This is a genomic window from Limnothrix sp. PR1529 (assembly GCF_002742025.1).
Lineage (GTDB): Bacteria > Cyanobacteriota > Cyanobacteriia > CACIAM-69d > CACIAM-69d > CACIAM-69d.
Window position 1 is genome coordinate 1 of record NZ_LIRO01000087.1, and the last position, 14591, is coordinate 14591.

15 protein-coding genes, 1 tRNA gene and 1 pseudogene are annotated in these 14591 nt (G+C 55.1%); 6 read left to right on the forward strand and 11 right to left on the reverse strand.

Going from position 1 to position 14591, the window contains the following annotated elements; translation table 11 throughout:
- Positions 1-335: pseudogene (locus tag AMR42_RS19920) on the reverse strand (hypothetical protein); the annotation flags it as partial.
- Positions 336-1032: 697 nt separating this feature from the next.
- Between AMR42_RS19920 and AMR42_RS19925 the strand changes: the two are divergent.
- Both AMR42_RS19925 and AMR42_RS12695 read left to right on the forward strand, forming a co-directional pair.
- Complete coding sequence (locus AMR42_RS19925; protein ID WP_143473068.1) at positions 1033-2001, forward strand: hypothetical protein; 969 nt, start codon at positions 1033-1035, stop codon at positions 1999-2001.
- A 203-nt stretch (positions 2002-2204) separates the two neighbouring features.
- Complete coding sequence (locus AMR42_RS12695) at positions 2205-2513, forward strand: hypothetical protein (RefSeq protein ID WP_143473069.1); 309 nt, start codon at positions 2205-2207, stop codon at positions 2511-2513.
- 598 nt (positions 2514-3111) lie between these two features.
- Here the strand turns inward: AMR42_RS12695 and AMR42_RS12705 are convergent.
- From AMR42_RS12705 to AMR42_RS12715, 3 genes are read right to left on the reverse strand one after another with little or no spacing between them, the layout of a single operon-like run.
- Positions 3112-3321, reverse strand: coding sequence for a hypothetical protein (locus tag AMR42_RS12705; protein WP_099533984.1), 210 nt, complete (start codon positions 3319-3321; stop codon positions 3112-3114).
- Positions 3314-3583, reverse strand: coding sequence for a hypothetical protein (locus AMR42_RS12710; protein ID WP_158234468.1), 270 nt, complete (start codon positions 3581-3583; stop codon positions 3314-3316). The genes AMR42_RS12705 and AMR42_RS12710 overlap by 8 nt, the downstream gene beginning before the upstream one ends.
- Positions 3564-3845 (reverse strand): hypothetical protein, encoded by a 282-nt coding sequence (locus AMR42_RS12715; protein WP_099533988.1) that lies wholly within the window; start codon positions 3843-3845, stop codon positions 3564-3566. The genes AMR42_RS12710 and AMR42_RS12715 overlap by 20 nt, the downstream gene beginning before the upstream one ends.
- A gap of 148 nt (positions 3846-3993) precedes the next feature.
- Between AMR42_RS12715 and AMR42_RS19930 the strand changes: the two genes are divergently transcribed.
- From AMR42_RS19930 to AMR42_RS12735, 3 genes are all read left to right on the forward strand, one after another.
- Positions 3994-4437, forward strand: coding sequence for a hypothetical protein (locus AMR42_RS19930; protein ID WP_143473070.1), 444 nt, complete (start codon positions 3994-3996; stop codon positions 4435-4437).
- A 61-nt stretch (positions 4438-4498) separates the two neighbouring features.
- Positions 4499-7306, forward strand: coding sequence for a phage/plasmid primase, P4 family (locus tag AMR42_RS12730; protein ID WP_099533992.1), 2808 nt, complete (start codon positions 4499-4501; stop codon positions 7304-7306).
- Positions 7299-8384, forward strand: a complete 1086-nt coding sequence (locus AMR42_RS12735) for an integrase (protein WP_099533994.1) — start codon at positions 7299-7301, stop codon at positions 8382-8384. Before AMR42_RS12730 ends, AMR42_RS12735 begins: the two co-directional genes overlap by 8 nt.
- Before the next feature lie 87 nt (positions 8385-8471).
- Here AMR42_RS12735 and AMR42_RS12740 read toward each other — a convergent pair.
- Positions 8472-8544 (reverse strand) — tRNA-Met (locus AMR42_RS12740).
- A 164-nt stretch (positions 8545-8708) separates the two neighbouring features.
- On the reverse strand, positions 8709-8885 hold the full coding sequence (locus AMR42_RS20525; RefSeq protein WP_158234469.1) for a hypothetical protein: 177 nt from the start codon (positions 8883-8885) through the stop codon (positions 8709-8711).
- A 68-nt stretch (positions 8886-8953) separates the two neighbouring features.
- Here AMR42_RS20525 and AMR42_RS12745 point away from each other — a divergent pair, with 68 nt between their 5' ends.
- Positions 8954-9916, forward strand: a complete 963-nt coding sequence (locus tag AMR42_RS12745) for a protochlorophyllide reductase (RefSeq protein WP_099533996.1) — start codon at positions 8954-8956, stop codon at positions 9914-9916.
- Positions 9917-10040: 124 nt separating this feature from the next.
- Here the strand turns inward: AMR42_RS12745 and AMR42_RS12750 are convergent, their stop codons facing one another.
- From AMR42_RS12750 to AMR42_RS20530, 5 genes are all read right to left on the reverse strand, one after another.
- Positions 10041-11729: a glycosyltransferase family 39 protein gene (locus tag AMR42_RS12750; protein WP_143473071.1), complete on the reverse strand. Its 1689-nt coding sequence runs from the start codon at positions 11727-11729 to the stop codon at positions 10041-10043.
- Positions 11730-11754: 25 nt separating this feature from the next.
- On the reverse strand, positions 11755-12330 hold the full coding sequence (locus AMR42_RS12755) for a Uma2 family endonuclease (RefSeq protein ID WP_099534002.1): 576 nt from the start codon (positions 12328-12330) through the stop codon (positions 11755-11757).
- A 207-nt stretch (positions 12331-12537) separates the two neighbouring features.
- Positions 12538-13122 carry a Uma2 family endonuclease gene (locus AMR42_RS12760; protein WP_099533999.1) on the reverse strand — a complete coding sequence of 195 codons (585 nt, stop codon included), beginning with the start codon at positions 13120-13122 and terminating at the stop codon, positions 12538-12540.
- Positions 13123-13235: 113 nt separating this feature from the next.
- The gene (locus AMR42_RS12765; protein WP_099534000.1) at positions 13236-14234 is read right to left on the reverse strand and encodes a zinc-dependent alcohol dehydrogenase family protein; all 999 of its coding nucleotides are present in this window, start codon (positions 14232-14234) and stop codon (positions 13236-13238) included.
- A gap of 44 nt (positions 14235-14278) precedes the next feature.
- Positions 14279-14443 (reverse strand): hypothetical protein, encoded by a 165-nt coding sequence (locus AMR42_RS20530; RefSeq protein ID WP_158234470.1) that lies wholly within the window; start codon positions 14441-14443, stop codon positions 14279-14281.
- Positions 14444-14591 lie beyond the last annotated feature (148 nt).

Genomic DNA, 14591 nt, shown 5'->3' on the forward strand with positions numbered 1-14591 from the left:
GCCGCCGCTATTGGCAGCCGCGGCCCGCCCAAGAGGGAGATCCCAGATCCCACACCGCGAAAGAGGTTTGGGAGCCAAGAGCCTGGCACACGGCTTGGGGCGGGCGCGGCGGCGGGAATCGGTTTGACCGCGCCTCCTGTTGGCGACTTAACCCCTGAGGCGGTGGCCAAGGCCAAGGGCATTCGCCCGCCCGCCCCATCGGGACAATCGCCCGCTGGCACACCCCAGCCGCGAACGCCAGCACGGCGGCGAACCCCTGAGGAAGTGGGAACCCCTTGGCTCGATCGCGCCTGGTGGTACAAGGTCAAAACTTGGTACAAGCATACAGAAGTCAACGAACATATCTTCACGACCGATGCTCAGGGAAAGCCCGACATCATGTTCCTTTTCCGGCGATGGCTGGTTGAAGGTAGCGCCGAGGTGCAACTTTACGGCCCACTCAGCTTTGTCTATCAGCGAGCCGATCCGGCTGTCATTGCAAACTACATCAACCCCCCGTCGCCGTGGCAATGGATCGGCATTCGTCACGCACAAGGGATCTATTACCTGACGGGCAACTCGTCGTCATATTTGGCAACCGCCGATTTTTGGGTTGGGTTGGATGAAGAGGACTACCCCGAACTAATCCCGCCTGGTGACCCGTTTTGGGTCGATCCACCCCCGGAGCCGCCTGTGGTGGATCAGCCCCCCGCTCGAACTCCACCGGCGCGATTTCCGCCTGCGTTGCCAGGGGTTACCACCACGCCAGAAATCCCCTTTATTCCTGGGTTGACTCCGGTTCCCCCGCCGATTCCTGGGTTAATTCCGCCCCGGGCCCCAAACCGAGGCCGGAGCAATCCGTTCAACCCCAATGAGCCGCCCCAGCCCACACCGATCGCGCCGCCTGGTTTGAACCCCCCGGCGCTAAAGCCGCCCACTCGGAACCCGCCTGTTCGAGTGCCGCCCAAGGCTCCGCCGATCGCACCAGCCCGAAGCCCCTGTACACCCAAAGGAGAAATCGAACAGCCTATGCCCTGCCGTGCAGCGCCTGATATGGATGCCTTGACGAAGGAAATCCTGCGAAGACTTGGGGATCCGGGCAAGAACCCGAATGGACTTTCGGGGGTGATTGTGACCGATCGCGACTCTTTGAAAAACACGATTGGCAAGCCGATCGAATACCTACCCGGCAAAATTACCAGCGTCACCGATCAGTTGAAAAAGATGCGAGGAACACAGCTCCTTATGCAGGCTTTTTCGATGTTGAACATGGTTGTGCTCCTACACAATGCCGCGATGCTTTCTCGCAACCTAATCGAGTCGGTTGGTGACATGTTGAGCATGTCAATCCAGGCAATTAAGAAAGTGGCAACAGGGGGAACCACTGAAGATGAACCAATTGACGTTAACGAGTTAGTTGGTCAGGGATTTCAGGGCTTAATGACCGATATCTTTGGCAAGGCGGCTTGGACGGAAATTCAAGCAAAATGGATCAACATCAACAGAATCCTTACGAGTGCTGCAAACGTTGCCTATACGATTCAGGGGATTTTTGACGGCGCTCGAAACATCGTTGAAATCACCTCAACAAATGTCGCTCGAATCGGGAACGCGCTGAAGAATTCGCGGATTGTGAATCAGGGGGCGTTCCCTTGGATGAATCCGAATATCAACAGCGCGACGGGGCGTTTCGAGAAGTTGCGGCAAATGCTGGATAACTCAACTGAGGTTGCCGATTTGGGAACTTCAATTGCGGGTGAGGTGGTGAATATTTCTGACGAAAGTAAGGAGCTGGCCGACAACACAACTCGGTTCAATGAAGCGGTGACCGAGGGGCAAACTCTGGTTAATGATGCGGGTCAACTTGTCGATAAGGACGGCAAAATCATCCGGGATTCTAATAAGCAACAGGGGGCTTTGGCGGAATCGGCGCGGCGGGTTTCGCAGGGGTCTGAATTTAGCGCCCTGGACATGGTGCGAGGCGAGCAACCTTCGGGTGGATCGGGGTCTGAAGGGGGATAAAAATAAGCCAGCCCTGCGGGTGAGGGCTGGCTTATTTTGTGCTTCCGATCGCCTCGGTCTGTGCACTGCGTGGGGGAAGATCCGATCGCACTGTTCGAGGTAGCGCAATGGATCACCCTATTATGGCGGATTTGAAGGCGGCTAGGGCTAAAGCTTGGGAGCGATTGCGGCTACTGGTTGGACAGCTAGCCTACTACTGGCAATTGGCCCAAAACGGGGGATCTAACCGCGATCGCGACAACCAAATAAAGGCAGTCGAAAAAGAAGCGTTTGAACTGCTGGCGTTGCTGGAGCCAAATTCAGAAGTTGAGTTTGGGGCATACATGCCAGGAGAGGAATTTGCTGGAGTGGTTTACGTCAGGATGGGCATGGGCCGCATTGAATTTGGGCGTGAGAGTTGGGTGGCCGCGCCGATGTCCTCGCCATTTGCTCAATCGATCGATGATTTTGAGCCAGACGAATTGCTGATTAATGGCGGTGACATTGACATGCTGAGGGCGCTTGAGGGGTGACCGAGACGGCATAACCCCCCGATCAAGGGTGTGCTTAACCACCCTAAGGGCCCTATCTGGCAACTGAACCAAAACCTTACCGAGTTTCCGCTCATGGCGTATCAGAAGGGGACATCGAGCAGTGAAGCGATCGCCTTCTGACTCTGAAACGAGCTGAAACTCCAACAATCATCAACAGAAAGGCGATCGCCTCAGGTGCGCTGAGGGCGATCGCCAAGCTTGTCTATAAGCCTGGGTTTTTTCGGGTTTAGGCAGTTTTGAAAAAACCCCAAACGTCCATTAAATTCCCCCCTTTAGGCGGGGTGGCCGCGTAGGCCGCCCTACTAAGGTCAGAAAGGCATCTCGTCGTAGTCGGCAATAGGAGCTGAGTCGGCTGGGTCTGTAGGCAGCTCATCAAGAGGACGGATCCACAATTGGGGCCAGCAAATGATGAGGTAGCCCTCAATCCACCAAATGAGTTCCTTTTCCCCCCGAGAATCCTCGGAGACGCGCCCGCTCCATTGCACTGGCGAGATAGCCAAAGCCAAGCACCGATGGCAGAAGTCCTCATCGTGCATGGCCATCCAGCAGACCCCCCGCAACCAGCGAAGCCAGTAGCTCATGCAGTGCGCCCTCCGTTGAATCGGTCTTTGCGAGCTGAGAGCCGATCGCCTTTATCGAAAGCGTCTTGGGCTAGAGCCAAGTGCTCCAAAACACGCCGGTAGTATGACCGCTCCAATGGGGTGTAGTTGCCTTCTTTGAGCGATCGGGCGAGTTGGCATTGGGCCCGATAAATATTGACCCGGGCCAGGCGGCGATATTTAACCATTCGGATCCTCCCAAAGCTCTGCCCAAGCTTTATCGACATTAGGAAGGTTGTAATCCCAATCCAGGAGCACGTGGCCTAGAGATGTCCATTCAAGCCCGAAATTCCGGGCGGCAAGGCAGAGCAAACAGACGGCCCGCGAATGGTAGCCGCGATTTTTCGCCTCATGGGCCTGCAAATAGAAATCAAGCTCATGGACATGGCCAATGATGGGCGGGCGATCGCCCTCAGCGGCAACAGGTTTCTCAGGCGGCAAAGCGGTCAACATAAGCCCTCCAAAGGTAATTAACGAGCTTTTCAACGACTTGCCCGTCGTAGGGACTCTCCGAAACCACCAGCCAGCCGAACTCTTTGTGGTAGCTCAGGCGTGTAGTGAAGCCTGAGCAGGACTTAATCCACCAGACCGACTGTTTCGGTTGCTTGCGCCAACGGAACCCGGCTCCTTTCAGGGAGCGCTTGAGGCGACGGGTCACCGCGCTGATGGCACAGCCAACGGAAAAGCCGATCGGGAATTCGGTCTGGGCCATGGTCTAGAAAAGCCCGCACACGGCGGGCCCCATTCTGTCGAGACCGCAAGGGATTCGATAATCTTACGTGCGGTATGATTGATATAAACATATTACAGCCAGTAAAATCAAGTGTATTTTACAGGCGGTAAGATTAGACCCAACCAACATGACACCAGAGCAAAATGGCCGGGAAGCCAAAGTACGGGAAGCGAAAACGGGAAATTCGATTGCTTCTAACGGAGGAAGCGATCGACACCCTCAGGAACACAGCCCAAGCAATGGGGCTGAGGAGCGCGAGCGAGGTGGTGGAGCAGTTTGCACGGGGACTGCTGCCAAACTCGCCGCCCGACCCAGACCAGTTACGCATGGGAAAACCCTTGGCTATCTGATTGACACCGCCCAGGATCGGATAGCCCAGATCGACCACAAGGTCGCATCGCTGCTGCAAGAAATCGAACTGCTAAATCAGGAGCGCAATGGAATAAGCGATCGGCTTGAAGGGCTTAAGCAGTCCTTGGCTGATTGGGAGGGACGGGTAGCAAGCCTGAAGGTGTTGAGCAACGAAACCGAGATCGAAAATTACGATCCGGCTGAAGAACTGACCGCTTAAACCTTGCCCCTGCTGGCTTTTAGCCGGTGGGGGCTTGCTATTGCCCTTTTGGAGACCTCCCATGATGACGATGGATCGATCGGCGCGTGTTGCGCCCAAGCATTTGACCGAGTGGGTAGACGGCAGCGGCGTTGATGAGGCGATCGCCCGCGCCAATTTGGAGAGCCTGCCCAAAAAAGAATTCAACCTGAGAGTCAAGCCCGCCAAGGAAATCGCCACAGGCGGATGGTGGTGCAGAGGCGTTAACTGGCGCACCGGCCAGCCCCTCGGTGCAAGAGATGGCCAAGGCAAGCCCGATCGGCCCCATGTTGTTGACCCCAACAAAAAGCCCGCCAAATACCTCACCGCCAGCGGTGTCGAGCCTGACGCATTTTTCCTATCAGTCCCTGGCAACCCCGATTACTGGCTCAACACCTGGAGCGACACCAGCATCATCCGAGTCTGGACAGAGGGAGCCAAAAAGGCCGCGGCGATCCTCTCAGCAGGCCATGCCGGCATTTTCCTAACAGGGGTGTGGAATTGGGGAAAAGACGACAAACTCGCCTTTGAAGTCGAGCGCTGGGCAAATCCCGGAACCACTCACGCCCTGGCGTTTGATAGTGACTATCTAACCAAGCCAGAATGCCGCGATGCGCTCAAACGCTTTGGCAGCCTGCTAACCGCTCGCGGTTGCACCGTCCTAATCGTCACCTGGGATACCGCCTACAAAGGTGCTGACGATCTGATTGTGGCCATGGGGCGTGAGGCATTTGGCGATCGGGTTCGATCGGCCCAAAAGTTTGAGGATTGGCTCAAGGGCATTGAAGGCCAGGTGGCTTCGAAGAAGGACAAATATGAGCCGCCAAAGCCTTCAGAAGTGGCCCGCGACCTAGCCGAACGCTATCGGCCCTTCCTGGCCTTCAACCCCGAACTCCGGCAGTGGTATCGCTATGAAGCCAAATATCCAGGGGTGTGGACTCCCGAAACTCCCGTTCACATCAACGCCATGCTGCAAGGCGAACTGGACGGAAAAGCAGACCGGAGCCGCTACAGCTCGGGATTCATCAAATCGGTGCGTGAGTTACTGGAAGCCTATCTGCTGGTAGACGGATGGGAAGAGGCCGAAGGCGTGCTGCCCTTCCGCAACGGGGTGCTGAACCTGGAAACCATGCAACTCTCAGCCCACGCCCCAGCAAACCGGCTGCTGTGGAGCTTGCCCCGCGACTACGACCCAACGGCCACCGATTGGGACTCGATCGCAGAGTGGATGGACTTTGCGACCGACGGCGATCGCGGACTGCAAAGAATCCTGCTGTGCTTCTTAAATGCAACATTGAAGCGCCGCGCCGACCTGCAACGGTTTTTGCACTTGACCGGGCCCGGTGGCACAGGCAAAGGCACTTACACCCGGCTGGCGATCGCCCTCATTGGCGAGCAGAACATTCACACCACCACCTTGACCGCAATTTGCACCAACCAATTCGACATGGCCAACGCCTATGGCAAGCGCCTGGTCGTTCTCCCCGACGAAGACCCCTACCGTGGTGGGCTATCGACATTCAAATCGCTCACAGGCCAAGACCCGCTGAGGGCTGAAATCAAGCGCCAAACAGCGTTTCATTTCACCTTTGACGGGATGGTCTTGGTTTCCAGTAACTTCCCAATTTTCAGCGGCGATCACTCATCTGGGATGTCGCGCCGCGCCCTGGTAGTGCCCTTCACCAAAAAAGTGGCGCTCAGTCAAATGAAAAACCTCGATCGATCATTTGCACCGGAGCTGGCCGCGCTAACCAACTTTGTGTTGAGCATTCCCGATCGCGAAGTAACCGACGTGTTGCGTCAGATTTCCGACCCATCATCAGCCTCGATCGCCCAAACCTGGGAATACAAAATGCGCAGCGATAACCTTGCGCACTGGGTTAACGAATGCCTGATTCCCACCGGCAACCGTAACGATTTTGTGAACCTGGGCAAGACTCGCGACGACAAAGGTACACTGTACGGCAACTACACAGCATTTACCGCTGCCACAGGTGGACAACCCCGAGCAAACAAGGAGTTTTCCCCGGCGCTAGCGGACTTGCTGCTTAACGTACTTGGCTGGGAATGCGAGTTTACCCGGTCGCCCGACAGCACCTCACGACAAAAAATCGTGCGTGGGGTGCGACTTCGCATGGATGGGGATACGGATCCGTTCCCACTTGAAGCGCTCAGTGAACGGCCCACCCATGCAAAACCAAGCATTTCAGCCCCTATATACGAAACAACCGGCAGTGACATGATCACACGATCACCCTATACCCCGAGCGGGTTTGAGGGTGATCGGCACATGATCAGTGATCATGTCACTCTCAGCGATCGCCCGATCGCTCAAAACAGTGATCGTGAGGAGCACATGATCACTGATCATCAAAAACCGCCCTCAAACCCTTATGGGGCAAGCGGTGATCCTGTGATCATGTCAAACCACCCAAATTCAAATTTTTTTGACGACGAAAAAAACGCGCATTTAACGGCCGAAAATTTTGCAGCTCAAAATCCTCAGACCCTTGAGCCGCAATCATTTGCCCAGCCTCAGCAAAATGGTGCAACAGCCGCAATTGATGGTGCAAGCGGTGGGGCAAGTGGTGCGCTGCTGTCACCGCCCAACGCCCCAAACCCAGACAGCGTAAGCAGTGATCATGTGAATTTTGTTCCGTCGCCTGGATTGAAAAATTTGCTCGATCGCCTCAAGGATCGGTTCTATCGGTTTAACGCACCAAAGCACCGCAGAAATGGCGCGATCGTCCGAATCATTGGGCAGAAAGGGGAAAAAGCTCGAGTTCAGGAACGCGATAAGTTTGGCTCCTTCTTGGTGGATTTCACGCAATTGGAGCCGATCGATGAGTGATGCAGCGATCGCCCGGTTGGCCCAAGCCAACGGCCGGCTCAAACGCGACAAAGTTCGGGTCTCGATCACCGCGATCGGTAACTTGCTCTTTTTGGTGGCCGTCCTGCCGCCCTTGCCCTCTGAATCTTGTACACAGAACAAACAGCGCCGAATCTCCACCAAATTAGCCCTCACGGTGGAAGGCGTTTCTCAGGCCGAAACCCAGGCCCGGGCCCTACGCCGATCACTCACCGACGGCTCATTTGATTGGGGCGATTGGCGGCCCGAATTCCGGCGATCGGCACAAGGGGAAGCGATCGGTGATTGGGTCGATCGGTTTGAAGTTGATTATTGGAACCGGCGGCCCAAAAATCCCAAAAGCCTCACGACCTGGCGGCACGATTACCGCAAGATTTTCGACAAGTTGCCGCTCGATCGCCCCCTAACCCATGAGGAACTGTTGGCGATCGTCCTCGCCACCGAACCCGACAGCCGCACCCGACAGCGGGCCTGTCGAGTGCTCGAATCACTGGCCAAGTTTGCCGGACTGAATTGCAGCTTCAAGGCCTACCGAGGGGAATACGGCATCCTCAAGGCGGCCCCCCGTGACCTGCCAGACGATCGCACCATCCTCCATTGGTTCGATCGCCTCCCCAATGATTCCTGGCGTTGGGCCTATGGGCTGATTGCTGCCTACGGCTTACGCCCGCACGAAATTTGCCACGCCAAATTCACCACTCCCCCACGCCTGGACATCGAGGAGGGCAAAACGGGCGATCGCATCGTCTGGCCCATCTGGCCCAACTGGTTTGAAGACTTTGGTTTGGGGCAAATCATCAGACCCAAAATCAGCGGGCCCGATAATTCAGCTCTCGGAAATCGAGTCACCCACGCATTCAAACGCTACAAAATTCCCTTTTCCCCCTACTACCTTCGCCACGCTTGGGCTGTTCGGGCGATCGGTCAATTAGATGTCAGTTTGGCCGCCCAATGGATGGGGCACAGCGTTGAAGTTCATACGAGTGTTTATCAGCACTGGATCGGGGTGGATGTTCATCAACGGGCCTGGGCCGAAATCAGCAAAAAAGGCCCCCTCTGAATCTTTTGCTTAGTTTTTGCTTAAAAATGGCGACCCCCGAATTAGATGGAGATCGCCAGAAGCCTTGTGTTTATTGAGTTTCAGCGATGGCTCAGGCGGGATTTGAACCTGCGACCTTGGGCTTATGAGTCCCCTGCTCTAACCTCTGAGCTACTGAGCCTTAATGCGTCTTCGAATCTCTAGGTTACGGAGATTGATTGAGTGGTGATCGTTTGGCTAACGGAACAAAACTCAATATTTTTGACGCGAGTATGTATTATACGCCATGGATGAAAAATCGCAAGGGTGCTAGCCAAATAATTTGGATGCCGCCCTGCAAAATTCTCAACAACCGGCCAAGATTTTAAGATTGGTTGAGGTTTTCGCCTTTCGCGACGCGCAATTAGGCGATTCTCGATAGGATGCGATCGCCTGGCCCCGTTTGGGCCCGGTGGCATCATTCAACAGAGCAAAGCGTTCCCGATCGCGATCGAGGCGATTACCGTCGGTTTCGATCGGCATGAGGCGCAAGAGCCAGTTGCTCTGCCCCCTTTTTTAGTAACCCATCACGATAAAACCGCACAACAGCAATGGCAGAACAGCAAAAACCCACCGTCCTCATCACCGGTACTTCCTCGGGAGTCGGGCTGTACGCCGCTAAGGCCCTCGTCAATCGTGGCTGGTATGTGGTGATGGCTTGCCGGAATTTGGAAAAAACCCACGCGGCAGCGGCCGAGGCGGGCATTCCTCAAGATAGCTATACGGTGCTCCAAGTGGACTTGGGGAACCTCACCAGCGTGCGGATGTTGGTCAGTGCTTTTCGATCGCTGGGTCGATCGCTCGATGCGCTAGTCTGTAACGCTGCCATTTATATGCCCTTGATTAAGGAACCGCTTTGGAGTCCTGAGGGCTATGAACTGACCATGACCACCAACCATCTGAGCCACTTCCTGTTGTGCAATCTGATGTTGGATGACATGAAGCTCTCGAACTATCCCGATCGGCGGATGGTGATTTTGGGCACGGTGACCCACAACCCCGACGAATTGGGGGGCAAAATTCCGCCTCAGCCCGATTTGGGCAATCTGGAAGGCTTTGCACAGGGCTTCAAAAATCCGATTTGCATGGCCAATGGCAAGAAGTTTGAGCCGGTGCGGGCCTACAAGGAAAGCAAGGTTTGCAATGTGCTGACCATGCGCGAGTTGCACCGTCGCTTCCATGAGTCCACTGGGATTACGTTCTCTTCGCTCTATCCCGGTTGCGTGGCCGATACGCCCCTCTTCCGCAATCACTATCCCCTGTTCCAAACCATCTTCCCCTGGTTCCAAAAGAACATCACTGGGGGCTATGTGTCCCAGGAGTTGGCGGGCGATCGGGTGGCTCAGGTGGTGGCAGATCCTGACTTCAAGCAGTCGGGGGCTTACTTTAGCTGGGGCAACCGCCAGAAGAAGGGTCGCGAAGCCTTCCTGCAACGGGTCTCGCCTCAGGCCCGCGATGAGCAACGGGGTCAAAGAATGTGGGATTTGACCCTGAAGCTGGTGAATTTGGCCTAGAAATTGCTAGCAATTAGCAATTTGCGGTCAATGGCAATCGTTCAAAGGCAAGGGGTTTAAACCTCTTGTCTTTTTTGTTCTGATCTTTTTGATGCTTGTCTTTTCTATTGAAGTTTGAATTTCGTTAAAGTTTGAATTGCTCAAGGTTTGAATTTAATGGCATGGGTTTTTGGGCGGCGATCGGGGAAGGCAGTTGCAATCGATCGAGCCAAGCCATGTTGTCACCGCCAAGGGGTTGAATTTGCCCTTTTAATTCTGCCTCGATCGCCTCGCGAAACGGGGGCATCAGGTTCAGGACGTACAGATCGCTAATCGGCGGAGTCATTTGCCCGATCGCCGTTTTCAACAACTGCAAATCACCGGGGTTGACCTGTCGAAAATCTGAGACCAAATAGAACGGCACATTGGGCCGCAGGCGCAGGGCCAGGGCGATGGTGTTGCCAACTCGATAGCCAAATCCATCCGCAATCACCAAGGGGTTCGCGGCGGCGTTAATCTGTTCCGCAAAAGCAGGCAAGCTAACACTAATTCCCTTGGCCCAATTGGTGGTAGCGGTGATTAATTGCCAACTACCGTTCAGGCTAATGGTTAATAACAGGCTGGCCCCGATCGCGGCGAGACTGCGGCGCAGGGTTTGCCCTTGGGTCAGGGATTGGGCAATCAGAATCGCGAGGGCAATTTGCAACCCCAGATAGGTCGGAGTCCAGTAGCGCGTTGAGATGGAGCGCAGCCCGCCATCGAACAGATCGGGGATCACCAATAGGCTGGTGGAGACCAACGTGAGGGTCAGCACCCAACCGCTCACCCGCAGGGGAAACTGCCGTTGCAGCCAGATCAAGACTCCCAGGGCGATCGCGCAAAACAGCCCCGCCCCCCACCAACCAGCGCCCACGGGAACCCAATCCGTGAACCCTCGCAACACTTGGATGACCAATCGGCGGAACACTTGAATGCGCGGCTCTTCATAGGCGGTCATCCAGGCGGTGAGCTGGCGAGCGGCTTCCCAATGGTTCAACAACACCAGCGCCCAGGGCAAGAACAGCAACCCACCGGCCAAGCCGGCCAGAATGAGCGATCGCACCCGCCAGCCCAGTCGCCCCCGATCGAGCCACAGCACATACAACCCTTGACCTACGGACACATAAACCGTCAACAGGGAGGTGTATAGCCCCAGCGCCAAAACCAAGCTGTAGGGCCACCAGGCCCGCACCCGATCGCCCCAATTGGCCGCCCGCCCTGCCAACCGCAAAGCACGCAGCAGCAGCGCCCCCAACACCAACAGCAACGCCGCCCACAGGCTATATTCCCGCACCTCTCGCCCATACAGCACATGAAACGGGGACAGGGCCACCAGCGCCATGGCCACCCAACCCACCAAGGGCGATCGGGTTAATTCCCAACAGACCCAGTACAGAGCAGGAAAAACCGCCAGCCCAAAAATCGTGGGCAAGCTCCGAAGGGCAAGGGCACTGCTGCCAAAGCATTCCATCCAAAACCGCGTTAACAGGTAATAGAGCGGTGGATGCTCTGGATTGCCAATCACGGAAGCAAAAACGGTGTGCCAAGGCTGTCCCTTGGGCCCCAAATAGGCGACCAATTCCGGCTGCGTGACCAGTTTGTTGGCAAATTCACGAGCCTGGAGCACCGGCAAACGATGGCCGGCGGCACTGACGGCCGTTAGTACTTCGTCATGCCAAAGGATATTGTGATCAATGGCCCAAAGACGAAGGCCAATGCCCAACACAACACAGCCGATCGCCACCCAACGGATGACGGTTTGCCAAGATGAGGCGCTCGATCGAGTCGGGTTCATGGGCAATGCTGATGGGTAACCGAATTTAAAAGTTAACCGATCGATAAATTTTGGACAGGGGTAACGCTAAATTGCCGGTGGCGATCGAGCAGGTTTCTGTCAATCCTTCGGTTCTTCGCCAACGCCAGTCGCCGTCTTCACCCAACCAGAATCGATCGATTGCCGGTTCTTCCTGAGCCACCAACAGATATTCTCGGAACTCAGGAATGGAGCAATATTTACTAAACTTTTTCGTGCGATCGTAATCCGCCGTTGAAGGCGACAAAACCTCAATGATCAGCGTGGGATTTAACACTTCATCTCGCCGTCCATCGGAAAAGCTAGGGTCACCTTCAATCACCATCAAATCAGGATAAGTTCCGTGATTGTAGGTCGGCAACCAAAGACGCATATCCAATGCAAAAACCGTGAAGGGTGGATCTAGATCTAGAAGCCGAATCAGGTTCAGACCAATTTGGTTATGACTTGAAGTACCACCGGTCATGGGGATTGATACTCCATCGCAATATTCATGACGGGTTTCGCTTTTTTCTTCAAGGGCGCGATACTCGTCGGGTGTGAGGCTGGCAGCAATTAACTGGGCGGCAATGGAAGCAGTCATGGCAGGACGAGCGCAGGAACTCTCTCCAGCATAGCCACTGAATTCAAATCCCATTCGGGGATGATTCCACACGATCGCCCAGCCGTTCAAAAGCGAAGGCCGATGCCCAACACAACACAGCCGATCGCCGCCCAACGGATGACGGTTTACCAAGATGAGGCGCTCGATCGAGTCGGGTTCATGGGCAATGCTGATGGGTAACCGAATTTAAAAGCTAACCGATCGATAAATTTTGGACAGGGGTAACGCTAAATTACCGGTGGCGATCGAGCAGGTTTCCGTCAATCCTTCGGTTCTTCGCCAACGCCAGTCGCCGTCTTCACCCAACCAGAATCGATCGATTGCCGGTTCTTCCTGAGCCACCAACAGATATTCCCGAAATTCAGGAATTGAGCAATATTTACTAAACTTTTTCGTGCGATCGTAATCCGCCGTTGAAGGCGACAAAACCTCAATGATCAGCGTGGGATTTAACACTTCATCAGTGCGATTTTCGGTGAAGCGTGGCTCACCTGTAATGACCAGCACATCCGGATATGTGCCCGTTTGCCATTCCGGTAACCAAACGCGCAAATCATTGGCATGAACGGTATATTCCGTTTCGGCCCAGGCTGTAGCCAGCAGCACTATCAAGTTAGTAATAATTTGGCTATGTCGATAGCTGCCACCGGTCATGGGGATTGATACTCCATCGCAATATTCATGGCGAGTTTCGCTTTTTTCTTCAAGGGCGCGATACTCGTCAGGTGTGAGGCTGGCAGCAATTAATTGGGCGGCAATAGAAGCAGTCATAGCAGGACGATCGCAGGAACTCTCTCCAGCATAGCCACTGAATTCAAATCCCATTCGGGGATGATTCTGCGCGATCGCCCAGCCGTTCAAAGTCGCAAACTTGCAGTCTGAAATTAGGGATCGATCGCCAGGGCCAGCTTGCCAATCAAACCGCCCCGCTCCAGCAGTTGGTGGGCCTCAGCGGCGCGATCGAGCGGGAAAGTTTGGTGCAACTGAATTTTGAGTTGACCGGCATCAATCCAGGCCGCGCATTGACGCAAAATCTCCGCCTGATGCCGTAAGCCCGCATCCCAATGCTTCAGCAGCGGTGTGAGCATCAATTCCAGCCCAATTCGCAAGTTGTGACTGCGGGCGACTTTCCAGTTGGTGTTGGCCGCGGGTTCCAAAATCGTCACCACGTCGCCGTAGGGCTTCACGGCCGGAAAGGTAGCCGTCAGCAAGTCGCCACCAACCGTGTCAAAGGCAATATCTACGCCTTGGCCGCCCGTCCAGCCCTGCAAGGCGCTGACGAAATCCTCTTGGCGATAGAGAATCGGGCGATCGCAACCCAAACCAGCCACAAAATCCGCCTTCTCGGGCGTGCTGACCGTGGCCGCCACCTCCGCGCCCCAGAGCTTGGCCAACTGAATCGCCACATGGCCCACGCCGCCAGCCCCGGCATGGATCAGCACCTTTTGGCCAGCGGTGATGCGTGCCCGATCGCGTAGGGCCTCCCAAGCCGTGATCAATACCAAAGGAGCCGCCGCCGCCGCCGCAAAACTCAGGCGATCGGGTTTGGGGGCCAGGCAGCGGGCATCCACCGCCGCCCATTCCGCATAGTTACCCGCCGGGCCGCCCAACCCGCCATAGCAAAAATAAACCGCTTGGCCCGGTTGCCAGCCCGTCACCTCGGAGCCGATCGCCTCAATGATCCCCGCACCATCACACCCCAACACCTGGGGCGTTGTGTCGGGGTAAAACGTGCCGCGCGATCGCAACTTGGTGTCGATCGGGTTAATGCCAGCCGCTTTGAGCTTCACCAACACCTGACCCGCCGTAATCTCCGGCTGGGGCAAATCCTGTAGCTGCAAATTTTCCGGCCCACCGGACTGACTCAGGGCGATCGCTTTCATCAAATTGCTCTCCAGTCCATATCATCGAGATATTTTCAAGGCAATTACTTACTTTTCTTAGCTGGATTTTTACAATTCAGCCAACTTCGGATAATGCTAACAGCTACTGGAGCAGAGGCATCTAACTTCTCTCCTTGAGGTTTTTGTAAATCATAAAGTATCTCTTCATAGAAGTCATATAAAAACTCATCATCTTCCAAGTCTTGCATTAGCCCTTGATCAGGATTGATGCCATGCTCCCACAATAAGGCATTAACGAGTTGTCGTCGCTTCTCAATCAGAGCTAGGTTGGGCTTGTTGCGATCACCTAGATTTAGAACTTGAATAGTTGTACAGGATCAGAAGTGTTGAATGACA

Coding starts and splice junctions, on each gene's coding strand:
- AMR42_RS12765 (WP_099534000.1), bottom strand. CDS start 14,234: ATGAAAGCGATCGCCCTGAGTCAGTCCGGTGGGCCGGAAAATTTGCAG.
- AMR42_RS19925 (WP_143473068.1), top strand. CDS start 1,033: ATGGATGCCTTGACGAAGGAAATCCTGCGAAGACTTGGGGATCCGGGC.
- AMR42_RS20525 (WP_158234469.1), bottom strand. CDS start 8,885: ATGCCGATCGAAACCGACGGTAATCGCCTCGATCGCGATCGGGAACGC.
- AMR42_RS12705 (WP_099533984.1), bottom strand. CDS start 3,321: ATGGTTAAATATCGCCGCCTGGCCCGGGTCAATATTTATCGGGCCCAA.
- AMR42_RS12760 (WP_099533999.1), bottom strand. CDS start 13,122: ATGACTGCTTCTATTGCCGCCCAATTAATTGCTGCCAGCCTCACACCT.
- AMR42_RS12745 (WP_099533996.1), top strand. CDS start 8,954: ATGGCAGAACAGCAAAAACCCACCGTCCTCATCACCGGTACTTCCTCG.
- AMR42_RS12750 (WP_143473071.1), bottom strand. CDS start 11,729: ATGAACCCGACTCGATCGAGCGCCTCATCTTGGCAAACCGTCATCCGT.
- AMR42_RS19930 (WP_143473070.1), top strand. CDS start 3,994: ATGACACCAGAGCAAAATGGCCGGGAAGCCAAAGTACGGGAAGCGAAA.
- AMR42_RS20530 (WP_158234470.1), bottom strand. CDS start 14,443: ATGCAAGACTTGGAAGATGATGAGTTTTTATATGACTTCTATGAAGAG.
- AMR42_RS12755 (WP_099534002.1), bottom strand. CDS start 12,330: ATGACTGCTTCCATTGCCGCCCAGTTAATTGCTGCCAGCCTCACACCC.
- AMR42_RS12715 (WP_099533988.1), bottom strand. CDS start 3,845: ATGGCCCAGACCGAATTCCCGATCGGCTTTTCCGTTGGCTGTGCCATC.
- AMR42_RS12730 (WP_099533992.1), top strand. CDS start 4,499: ATGATGACGATGGATCGATCGGCGCGTGTTGCGCCCAAGCATTTGACC.
- AMR42_RS12735 (WP_099533994.1), top strand. CDS start 7,299: ATGAGTGATGCAGCGATCGCCCGGTTGGCCCAAGCCAACGGCCGGCTC.